We start from the raw sequence: 5,155 nt of genomic DNA, 5'->3' as shown, positions 1-5,155 counted from the left end.
TTAACTAAGCCCAGATGAGCGACGACTCCTCAAAGTCAAACCGCCATCTGTCTCAAACCATTTGATGACGGACAATTTTATCAACTATTTCGTCAATGTTGACTGCCCCAAGATCACGCTGATGGACTCGAAGAAGAGCATCGTATTGTTCGACAAATTCACAGATGATGTTGTTCGAGATGGAACGTTTCCTGTCCAAGTTACTGTGGACGGCGAAGAACGCAAATTGTCACTCAACTGCTTCTTAGTTCCGAAAAACTATTCGGATGACGAGAAAGGCACCAATGGGCTGTTCTTTGGTGCGCATGGTCGGGCTGTCAACCGCTACGACATGGACGGCGTGATCGGCTTGAAGGCGATTGACGGCAAATATGCGTTCTTCGGTTACCTTGAAGGCCCGATGCTGGATAGTTCGGTCAACGATACCAGAACTGAGTTTTCCCTAAGCGCCGAGACTATTGATGAACTCAAGCGTGAATGCATCACCCACATGCATGACTTCTTGAAGGTCGAGATCGACCTCGTACGTGAGCGCCAGATTCAGACAATCGTCAATGTGCGCAATGAGCATCTGCGTTTCTACAACATCGCCAAGAACCCTGAAGAAATCGCGGATAAGCTATCCTTGTCTACGCAGAAGGATGAGGAAATTTTCGTAGAACTGTCCCGTCATTCCCTGCGTCAATACAAGAAGACCAGACGACAGTTTGCTGAGGCGAAAGCAAAAGACCGTCCAGACATTGAGCAGAAGGCCAAGGCTTATGTGTCGGAGTTGCAAGACGAGTCACTGTCATCTCTGGCTGAGTATATTTACAAGCGCAAACTGATCCTCGACATCTTCGAAGAGAAGATTGGTTTTGCCGACATTGACGCTGAAAAGGCTCACTACGAACGGGTCGTTCACGAACTCATTTGCCCATTGGGGACCACCAAGAGCGACCTTAGCTATGACGATCATAATCTTTGGGTCATCGATGACAGGCTTGCGTTCTATTCTTACTTCAACTCCGACAAGCAGCTTCAAGCCCAGTCAGCCAGCACGGACAAGCGGCGACCTGATGTGACTCTGTTCGATCTTGGGATGGGCTTTGACAAAGCGTCTTCGCAAGAGCCGATAACAATCGTTGAGTTCAAACGACCGAAACGAAACGACTATACAATGGCAGACAACCCTTTCACGCAGGTGCAAGACTATGTTGATGAGCTTCGCAAAGCAGGCGAAGCAACTCGATATGACGGGAGGCTGATTAGGACCATTGAAGACCAGACGCCATTCATGTGTCAGATCGTGGCAGATGATACGGAGACGTTACGAAAGGTGATGAAGCGTATCGGCGGGTTCTACAAAAAAGCAGGGTCGAAGTCATACTACAGATGGGATGAAGGCTTTAAAATCTTTATGGAAGTAACATCATACTCGGACTTAATTTCAGGTGCGAAGGCTCGACATGCAGCGTTCTTTGAGAAGCTTGGCGTGGCACCCTGAACTTGAAGACGCAACATCATCGGACCTCAAGAAAACTATCTGATGACATCAAAGACCCACAGATACGACATGGTTTTCCGTGCGTGTTTTTGTGTGGACCAGTGGTTGTTCGGCATCCTGCTGGTCGCATCCAATACGAACAGATCACGCCCCCGCAGACCCAATGCCTCAGCATCCTGTAGCAGGTGTACATGCAGGAACCGTTGTCGTGGTCCCTCCACGGTATCTTTGCACTTCACCCATATCTGTCGCCTGGCGACCCGTGCAGCCTCCAGCAGCCCGTCCTTGTAAAGTTGACGAACGCCTTTGTAGTCGATGCCCTTGGTCGTCTCCGCATTGCGGTAGCGGTCATCTGACATGTGGTTGCCAGGCCAGACGAGGTATGGGGGATCAAGCACCACTATATCGAATGACTGGTCGTCATATGGCAAGCTGCGAAAATCGTACGGACGGTCTGGTACCGTGAGCAGGTCCGATCCCGTGATCTGCAGATGAGCCGTTTTCCTCCAGAACGCACCTTTGCCATAGGTCACATCAGCAATAGTGATGCCTGGATCAGCGGCATATAGACTGGCCACGTTCTTGATCAGATCAGCGTTGTTACCCCGCACCAGAGCTTCGACGGGTTTATCTTTGATTTTCCGTCGGCGTCGGTAGTCAGCCTGCTTGCATCGGTCTGAACAGAATTTCCGATCAGATCGATGACTGGCTGAAGTGATATCGGCTTTGCAATGCCGACAAGCCGTAACGGAAATAGATACCTGCATCCGTTACGGATAGGTCTGGATTGGCGGATGTGCAACTGGGTTCGAGGGTTCTTCACCGCACCGACGCTGGTAGCCATCTGTATAGTGTCGGGACTGAGACACCCATGGCCTCTGCAACGTCTCTCACCGCAGTGCCGTTAGTCAGGAGTTCTTTCGCGGCCATAACCTTCTCTTGGGTCATCTGACGTGGCCGCCCACCCACACGTCCCTTTTGACGTGCCGCCTTCAGACCAGCTTGAGTGCGTTCGCGGATGAGGTCACGTTCGAACTCGGCAATGGCCGCGACCACGTGGAACAATAAACGCCCACCAGGCGTGTTGGTATCAATGGCCTCGGTGACACTCTGGAACTCGATGCCATTTGCCTTCAGGTGGTCCATGATTTCGATGAGGTGTGGGAGGCTTCGTGCGACCCGATCCAACTTGTAGACCACTAAAGTGTCACACGAATCAGGACGAAGGTATCCCATGACCTCGGCCAGTACGGGACGATCTTTCCGTGCACCCGACGCCACCTCAGTGAAGATGCGTTCACACCCCGCCGCCTTCAGTGCTGCAACCTGTGCATCATGGGTCTGTGTATCTGTGCTGATCCGCGCATAGCCAACCTTCATGCATTCTCCTTCTCGAAACTCATCAGAAGAATATCAGGAAGCGCGGCTGGTTTCGATAGGGGGTAATGAGAATTCTGCCGCCAGTGATATATGGGCCAGGATTTCACGCTGTTCAGGTGTTATCAAGAATCTTAGAAACGACCGCTTGTGAGAAAACACGCCTGGGGCATCAAACATGAAAACCGATGGCCTCATGTCCGCTGGGTGGCCTAGTCCGTAACGAAAGCCGCTATTAAACCAGACCGCGCCCAACGGTCTAATGAGAAAGCCTCAGTAGGGACTACTACGGCTAGTAGTCGCGATCTTACTTAAGAAATCCGACCTGCAATCAAGCCTATTCCCCAGAGTAACCGAGGTACACCTTAGTATTTGGGGAACCACTCTCCAACTTCTTTCAGGACGTACAGGCTCGGAGCTATGCATTCTTGTAGTTCACGTTGAATACAGGCTTTGAACAATGAGTTGAAACTAGTCGCCGCGGCTCCAGGATTGGCCAAAACTATTCCTACCACTGCCGCAGCTATCGCCGATCTGATTGCACAGGTTTCGGCCACCTTAAATAACGTCACCCCAACATTTTTTGGGATCGAGAAACGAACAAATACAACTTTGTCTGAGAGCCTTGTCTGCGGCAGCGGCACTTTGATCGAAATTTTCGCGCAACCTATCTTGATTACGACCCTTTTCCAACGGATTCTAAATTCTGGCCATGTAAGCGCAGACATGATCCTCAGGTTCTTTTTACGCATTTCTCCGCATTCACTAGGGACCAAATCGTCTAGCAACTTGTCAAGAAATTGGTCAGCGGCATTACGTCCTTGAGGCGTGTCATCAAGTGTGCCAGCAGGCACTTCAGCTTCAAAAAGATCAACCTCAGGGGGGGTGCCATCGGCCTCGATTACTCGACGAATAACAGGCTTTTGTCCGATCTTAAGTTGTTGTTCTTGCACAACTTGCCACAAAGGCGGCGCTGGAAGATCAAGTGACCCCCCTTCGATGATGTCCACCGTTGAGATTAGATCAGGGTTTGGTCCATCGTTTCCATAGACCGAAAACAACCAATCTCTTTGGCGGCTATCTACATCTATCAAACGATCTTCGAATCCACGATTTGGGTCGAACTGGTCGAAAACTTCCGCTTCAATAAGCGGCTGAACAATGTAATCTTCATCAGTTAGAAGGAGTGGGTCGCGGTATTTCTCCACATACGCGGCAATATTTGGGCCATGGACAGCGGGATCAGCGTCATAGTCTTGAAGCAGCGCCCTCGCATGGTCTCGCCCTTCCTGCGTAAGCCCATCTCCTGTCTTTAGAAACAGCCCAAACGGCGCTCTAACCTCAATAGAAGCTTCACTGTTAATGACGATACGCTGCCTGCCAATTACACCATTCTTTTGGTAAACACGCCAAACCTCCTCAACTAAGAAGTTGTAATTGTCGAAGTGCGATCCATCGGAAGCGCGAATGTCTAGATCGGGGTCATGCTCATAGCCATCGGGGGCAAGCGCGACTTCAAATTCTATTCCACCAACTGTACGAACTTCAGTATCATAAAACCTAAAAATGGGTTGAGCTTTGTCTGACAAAAATTGCTTGAAAGTCGATGAGGAAAAATCGATAGCCGTGTCGAGTGTAATGTCCATATTTTTCTACCATTGAAGTTCGAATGACTGTGGCGTTCCTTGAATGCCGCTCACACTTAATCCCTCAGAGTTTACAGAAGCGATGTAGACAAGCAACGCATCTTTGGATTCAGATGAAGTCAACCACAGGACCATTCATGTCCTCCAACCCCACGTGACTATCGTTTCACAGTCTCGGAATTTGCGGAACCAAGCATCGACACGTTAGTATCGAAGTTGAAGTGGCATAAGATGGCTAAAGTTCGAATACTTTGCAAGTAATCGAACGAAATTTCTGAGATTTGAAAGAACTTTGCTACAACATGGTGCTACGTCAATGTTCAGAGTGATCTCTAATTATATGTAATATATATATTAAAATGAAGTGTCGTATAGTCCCTTCGTCTCTGACATTGGAATGATTTGCAACTGAACAAACTGCCAAAAAGACGATCATTCGCTATCGGCGGATGCGAACCTCCGCGATCAACATGCACGGCGACGCAAACACATTTGCGAAGGAAGCGGATCGACCTTCCCTTCGCCGATGCATACCATGTTGGTATGAGATTCCATGCAAACGGCCCCATCTGTCCGTCATCAAATGGTTTGAGACAGATGGCGGTTTGACTTTGAGGAGTCGTCGCTCATCTGGGCTTAGTTAAGC

The 5,155-nt window shown here is 49.5% G+C and carries 4 protein-coding genes; 1 reads left to right on the top strand and 3 read right to left on the bottom strand.

Annotated elements, in window-relative coordinates:
* Positions 1-64: 64 nt before the first annotated feature.
* Positions 65-1,486, top strand: a complete 1,422-nt coding sequence (locus tag Q0859_RS21240; RefSeq protein WP_299155123.1) for a hypothetical protein — start codon at positions 65-67, stop codon at positions 1,484-1,486.
* Positions 1,487-1,521: 35 nt separating this feature from the next.
* Here Q0859_RS21240 and Q0859_RS21235 read toward each other — a convergent pair whose 3' ends face one another.
* From Q0859_RS21235 to Q0859_RS21225, 3 genes are all read right to left on the bottom strand, one after another.
* A complete protein-coding gene (locus tag Q0859_RS21235) occupies positions 1,522-2,253 on the bottom strand; it encodes a hypothetical protein (protein WP_299155121.1) in 732 nt (243 codons plus the stop codon).
* 52 nt (positions 2,254-2,305) lie between these two features.
* Positions 2,306-2,866, bottom strand: coding sequence for a recombinase family protein (locus Q0859_RS21230; RefSeq protein ID WP_299155118.1), 561 nt, complete (start codon positions 2,864-2,866; stop codon positions 2,306-2,308).
* A gap of 362 nt (positions 2,867-3,228) precedes the next feature.
* Positions 3,229-4,509, bottom strand: coding sequence for a hypothetical protein (locus tag Q0859_RS21225; RefSeq protein WP_299155116.1), 1,281 nt, complete (start codon positions 4,507-4,509; stop codon positions 3,229-3,231).
* Positions 4,510-5,155: the final 646 nt, after the last annotated feature.

The organism is uncultured Tateyamaria sp. (assembly GCF_947497045.1).
Taxonomy (GTDB): Bacteria; Pseudomonadota; Alphaproteobacteria; order Rhodobacterales; family Rhodobacteraceae; genus Tateyamaria.
The sequence above is the reverse complement of the archived record's forward strand: the minus strand, read 5'-3'. Positions and strand labels throughout refer to the sequence as shown.